At 72.8% G+C, this 5,626-nt stretch carries 7 protein-coding genes; 4 read left to right on the top strand and 3 right to left on the bottom strand.

The window, feature by feature from the left end:
- Positions 1-815: tetratricopeptide repeat protein (locus IT293_18260; GenBank protein MCC6766607.1), on the top strand; the 815-nt coding region annotated here is incomplete at its 5' end.
- 97 nt (positions 816-912) lie between these two features.
- Here the strand turns inward: IT293_18260 and IT293_18255 are convergent.
- Positions 913-1,143: a hypothetical protein gene (locus IT293_18255; GenBank protein MCC6766606.1), complete on the bottom strand. Its 231-nt coding sequence runs from the start codon at positions 1,141-1,143 to the stop codon at positions 913-915.
- Positions 1,144-1,180: 37 nt separating this feature from the next.
- Between IT293_18255 and IT293_18250 the strand changes: the two genes are divergently transcribed.
- Positions 1,181-1,567 carry an AAA family ATPase gene (locus IT293_18250; protein MCC6766605.1) on the top strand — a complete coding sequence of 129 codons (387 nt, stop codon included), beginning with the start codon at positions 1,181-1,183 and terminating at the stop codon, positions 1,565-1,567.
- Here IT293_18250 and IT293_18245 read toward each other — a convergent pair.
- Complete coding sequence (locus IT293_18245) at positions 1,526-2,692, bottom strand: hypothetical protein (GenBank protein ID MCC6766604.1); 1,167 nt, start codon at positions 2,690-2,692, stop codon at positions 1,526-1,528. The genes IT293_18250 and IT293_18245 overlap by 42 nt on opposite strands.
- The gene (locus IT293_18240; GenBank protein MCC6766603.1) at positions 2,689-4,392 is read right to left on the bottom strand and encodes a DEAD/DEAH box helicase; all 1,704 of its coding nucleotides are present in this window, start codon (positions 4,390-4,392) and stop codon (positions 2,689-2,691) included. The genes IT293_18245 and IT293_18240 overlap by 4 nt, the downstream gene beginning before the upstream one ends.
- 240 nt (positions 4,393-4,632) lie before the next feature.
- On the opposite strand from IT293_18240, the gene IT293_18235 reads away from it, so the two are divergent.
- Together IT293_18235 and IT293_18230 are read left to right on the top strand one after the other, a co-directional pair.
- A complete protein-coding gene (locus tag IT293_18235) occupies positions 4,633-5,025 on the top strand; it encodes a hypothetical protein (protein MCC6766602.1) in 393 nt (130 codons plus the stop codon).
- Between the two features lie 462 nt (positions 5,026-5,487).
- A partial coding sequence (locus IT293_18230) for a hypothetical protein (protein ID MCC6766601.1) occupies positions 5,488-5,626 on the top strand: 139 nt, incomplete at its 3' end.

The following is a 5,626-nucleotide window of genomic DNA, read 5'->3' as shown; positions in this document are numbered from 1 at the left end:
TGCTGACGCGCCGGCAGGTCGACTACTGGCGGGACGGCATGGCGCTCTTCGAGCGGGCGCTCGCCGTCAGCGGCGAGAACGACACCATCCGTTACAACCTCTGTGTGGAAGCCTCGCGCCTCGGCCGACTCGACGTGGCCTTCGCGAATTGCCGGGCCGCCGTGCGCGCGACGGTGCCGCGTCCGGGCGAGCGCCCGAGCCTCGCGACCGTACTCGAGCGGCAAGGGTGGCGACCGGCGCGCGCCGCGGAGCAGGCGGGGAGTCTGACCGCCGCGCTCGGCGTCGCCGCGTGGCAGGCCGGCCGCGTCGGCGACGCGACGGAGTATTTCGCGGAGACGGTCCGGCTCGAGCCTGCCCGTGCCGACGCGCGCAACAACCTCGGCCTCGCCTATTCCACCACGGGTCGCGCTCCGGAGGCGCTCGCCGAGCTCGGTGAAGCGCTGCGTCTCGACCCCGCCTACGCCGACGCGCGCTACAACCGCGGCAACGTGCTCGCGAACCTCGGCCGGTTCGACGAGGCGGTCGCGGACTACCGCGCCGCGCTCACGGCGAGCCCCGACCTCCACGAGGCCGGCAACAACCTCGGGGTCGTGCTCGAGCGCAGCGGCGACGTCGCGGGCGCGGAGCGTGCGTACCGCGCGACCATCGAGCGCGCCCCGAGCTACGCCGATCCGCGCACGAATCTCGCGACCCTGCTCGTCGCGCAAGGAAGGCAGGCCGAGGCGCAAGCCCTCCGCGCTTCCACGCCCGGTGCCGCCGAGCTGCCGCAGGCTGATGCTGGTCCCGGCGGCGCGCCCACCCGGGAGCAGGAGTAGGCGCCGGCGTCACGCGCTACGGTGTTTCGACCTGGTCGATGCCGAGCGCGCCTCGCGGCTGGAGGGTGCGTGCTTCGAGCATGGAATCAGGGCCGAGTCAGGCGCGGCGGCGCCAGTTCTCGACCCGCAGGCCTTCGACCCGCCGGAACTCGCGGACGTTGTCGCTCACCAGCACCGTCGCGCCAGCCCCTGCAGGCGCGCCGATCGCCTCGACGAGGCGGTCGTGCCTGGGGCCGTAGCGCCTTCTCCGCGCGAGGCGCATCCCCGAGGCGAGACAAGTGAAGCCGAGGACGAGACGGCATCGTTGGGCGTATCCGACTTTACTCATGAGCAAAGTCGGACTAGGCAGGCGAGACGGACCGCCCGTGCTCCGCGAGATCGCCAAGCGCTACCTGTACGATCCCATCGACGCCGACCTCGCGCAGAAGATGGTCTTCCTCAGTGGACCGCGCCAGGTGGGGAAGACGACGCTCGCGCTCCGACTCGTAGGCGCTTCGGATCCGCGCCACCCCGCCTATCTGAGCTGGGACGACGTCCGCACCCGCCCGCGCATCCAGCGGGGCGAGCTGCCCCCCGACGAGCCGCGCGTGATCCTCGACGAGCTCCACAAGTACGCTCGCTGGCGCTACTTCAAGGAACGGACCGCCATTCCCCGTTGGTACCAGGTCCACCCAGGCAGTAAGGACGTCCTCGTCGACGGGGTGCGCATCCTACCGTTTCCGGGGCTGTGTCACGAGCTCGCGATCCCGTAGCGCGATCGGTTCGGACGATCTCCCGACACCAAGCGCCAGCGCCGCGGTCGCGTCCTCGACCGTTACCGTGAGCGGCGCCGGGCGGGGCGGCTTGCAGCCGGGGCAGCGCGCCGGATCGAGGCGTCCGGCGTGCCCGCACTCGTCGCAGAGGGCGTGGAGCCGCTCGTCGCAGAGATGGAAGCGGATCGTCGCGAGGCTGCAGCCGGCGCAAGAGGGGCCCTCGATCACGCCGTCCGCCGCGCGCTGCTGGAGCGCGATGGTGCCGACGGAGCTGCGCCGCCGTACCGGGATCGCGTAGCGGTCGACCTCGGTGTCGACGATGGTGGCGGCGACGAGCTCGGCACCGAGGCGAGCGCTCAGGCGCTCGCCGAGCTGGCTCCGTCGCGCCTGGAGCTCGTCGGGCAGCATGGCGCGCTTGGCGGCGCGGCGGCCGCGCTCGTCATAGGAACGTGCGCGCGCGACCGCCTGCGCCATCTCGGCGTCGAGGCTCGCGTAGTAGTCGCCGAGACGCATGAGATCCCGCCGGGCGCGGCGTGCAATCGCGGCGAGCGCGCCGGCGAGCGCCTTCGGTGCCGCACGGAGGGTGGCGGTCCGAAGCGCGCGGGCGGCGTGCGCATGCTCCGCGGACGTGAGCGCTGCCGCCGCGATGGGGTAGGAGCGCGTGAGGTCGAGCGGCGGCACTCGTGCGCCGTCTTCCAAGCGGACGGTGAGACCGAGAAGCGCGTGGCGAACCTCGTCACCTTGCAGTCGCGCGCGCAGGTGCGCCGCGAGGTAGCGCGCGGGCGCCCGCGTGCGCGGCCCCACCGCTCCGCCAGGAACGGCATTCAGGAGCACCGGGACGTGATCCGGGAGGCGCCGCGGCAGCTCGCCGGGGAGCGCGACGGCGGCGAGCACCACCCGCGCGCGGCGCGCGGCCACCGCCTGCTCGAGGAACGGGGAGCCGAGGCGCGCGTCGATGGCCGAACCCGCGGGCGGTCCATCGACCGCGAGCAGCACCTCCTCGACCCCCGCGCTCGCGCCGGCGTCGGCGGGGAGCAGCGCGTGCAGCGCGGCCTCCTCGTCCTCCACGACGGCGCCGAGCGCCGTGAGATGGCGACGCAGGAAGTCGCGGACGGTGTCGGTCATACGCCGAGCTCGCTCCGGAAGAGCGCCTCGTCGAACGATTTGACGGTACGGTAGCGCTGGCGCGCCGCCGCGAGCGCGTCGCCGAGGCGCGTGAACGAGCGTGTCCGGCTCGTGGCATCGGGCTCGGCGAAGGCGTCGAGCACGAGATCGGGGAACTCGCGGCCGCCGCCGAGGTAGCCGAGGATCATCTCGACCTCGCCCACCACCAGCTCGAAGAGGTTGATGCGCTCGTCGAGGATCCCGAGGATGCGCTCCTCGATGGATCCGGCGAGGCAGAGGTTCAGTACCTCGACGGGGCGCTCCTGACCGATCCGATGGAGCCGTCCGATGCGCTGCTCGATGCGCATCGGGTTCCAGGGCAGGTCGAAGTTGACCAGGCGATGACAGAACTGGAGATTGAGCCCCTCGCTGCCGACGTCGGTCGAGAGCAGGACGCCGCCGGTCGTGCGGCAGCGCTCGATCGCCGCCGCTCGCGCGGCGACCGGCACGTCGCCGTCGAGGCGTTGATACGGAAGCCCGGCACGCGTGAGGGCGTCGGCGAGGAAGGCGAGCGTCCCGCGAAAGCGCGTGAAGACGATCGTCGGATCCTCGGTCCCGGCGAGGGTATCGAGGAGGACGCGGGCCTTCTCGGAGCCGGTGGCGCGCGCCGCGAAGTCGCACGCGGAGGTGATCGCCGCGCGCACCGCCTCGGGGAGCGTCGCGTCGGCCGCCAGGCGCTCGAGCGTGCCGCGCACCGCGAAGGGGCTGCTTCCGGCCTCCTGCAGCAGCAGCGACAGCAGCGGTCGCACGCGGCCGGTCGCCGTGAGGGAGCGCAACGCCGCGACGAGGTGCTCGTAGAGCGCCTGCTCCTCCGGCCCCGGCTCGACGAGCTGGGTGCGTGCGAAGCGCGGCGGCAGATGCACGCCCGAAAGGGCGCGCGTGTTGCGTACCATCAGCTCGCCGAGGAGCGACCGCAGCTCGCCGCGTGCCGCGTCCGAGAGCTCGCCGCGCGCGCCGGTGAAGCGACGGACGAAGGCCGCCCGCCCCCCGAGGTGGCCGGGGCGGATGAGACTCACGAGATTGTAGAGCTCCTCGACGCGGTTCTCGATCGGTGTCGCGGTGAGGAGCAGCAGGAACCGGGTCTGCAGCCGCTCGACGAGCGCGTACGACTCGGTGCGGTGGTTCTTGAGGGTGTGCGCCTCGTCGACGATGACGAGGTCCCACGGGCTGGCGAGAATCGCATCGCGATGGCGCTCGGAGCGCGCGGTTGCGATCGACGCCACGACGACGCCGGTTGCCTCCCGAGGGGCGCGCGGTTCGCGCCGGCGCTCCCCGTCGTCGATGCCGCGGGTCGGGATCCCGAACTTGCCTGCCAGCTCCTCGCGCCACTGCCCGACGAGCGACGGTGGCGTGAGAACGAGCGCCCGCTGCACGCGGCCGCGTAGCAGATACTCGGAGAGCACCAGACCGGCCTCGATGGTCTTGCCGAGGCCGACCTCGTCCGCCAAGAGCGCGCGGCCGAGGAATACCGACAGGACTTTGCGAGCGGTCTCCTCCTGGTGGGAGAGGTGGATGAGCCCCTGCGTGTGGTCGAGGGCGAGCAGGCGGTCGAACGACTCGGCGTCGTGGAGCGCCGTCGCCATGAGCGCAAGCGTCACGTCGTCGAGGTTGCCGGACGGCGCGGCGCGGAGCGCGTCCAGACCGAGGACGTCTTGTGCCACGGTGACGGGGATCTCGAGGGTCGCGGGACGCACTGGTGGCGGCGGCACCGGCGCGGATGCCGCGGGAGGCGTCGGTGCGGCCGGCGCCGGCGCGGATGTGGCGGGCAGCGGCCGCGGCGCCGGTGTCGCGTGCGGCGCTGCTGGCAGAGCTGGAACCTGCGGCGCTCGTCGCGACGACGCCCGCCGAGGCGCGGCAGGCGGAACGAACGCCGGGGAACGGGGCGCGACGCCGCCGGCGTCGTGCGGGTCGCGGTGCGCCAGGGGCAACTCGTGCTGGAGCGGATCGCCGCCCGCCGGTTGCTCGGCGGCTGGTGCGGCGGCGATGGCGAGACGCTGTTCGACCGCCGCCAGATCCGCGAGCGCGACCTTGCGTCGCGCGCGCCCCGTGGGGACGATCTGCCGTGCGTCGGCGACCAGGCTGCGGGCACGCTCCAGATTGCCCGCCTTGCAGTGGAGATGCGCGAGCGCGGTGAGGAGCCCGCACGTTGGCGGCGCGATCGCCGCGAGATGCTCGAGCGACGCGATCCGGTGTCGCGGCTGCTTCGATTTCTCCGCCGCCTCCGCATAGAGGCCGGCGATCAGAGTATCGTGAGGCGCGAGCGCGACCGCGCGCGCCGCCTCCTCGACCGCTGATGTGGCGTCGCGCGCCTCCAGGTGCCACGCCGCGGCGTTCGCCAGTTCCTCGGCTCGCCAGCGGCGTGACGAACCTTCCCGCGCGACCGCGGCGCTCCGCGCGCGCTCCTTGCGCAAGCGCCCGCGCTTGACTCGCCGTCGCTCCCGCTTGTCCACCGGCTCACCCTCGAGTTGACTGCGCCGTCCAGGTCACGCACGCCGGCGAGGATCGCCTGCACGAGGCCGGTCGCGCGCGATCCGCCTTTTGCGGTCGCGCATGCCGGATAGCGCACGCCGGTCCGGCGGTCCAGAAAACGGGCTACCAAGTCGTCGTAGTAGGTAGGCGTGGAATAGATAGATGGAGGACTTCATCAGTCACCGCATGCGGGAGATCCACGGGGTCGTGGTATGGCGCCCCCTGTCTCGGAGGCGCGCCGCCGGCGCGTAGGCCGATTCCACAACGAAGACCAAAGGAGGCAAGTCATGCGACGCGGTGTGCGAGTCCTCACGGGGTCGGCGGCAGCGGTGCTGCTGATGGCCGGCACGGCGGGTGCCCAGGGCGCGAAGCCACTCAAGAAGTGCGCCCCCGACGCGGTGGTGTCGGGGACGGTGTGCATGGACC

It is taken from the genome of Deltaproteobacteria bacterium, from assembly GCA_020848745.1.
Classification (GTDB): Bacteria; Desulfobacterota; Binatia; order UTPRO1; family UTPRO1; genus UTPRO1.
The sequence above is the reverse complement of the archived record's forward strand: the minus strand, read 5'-3'. Positions and strand labels throughout refer to the sequence as shown.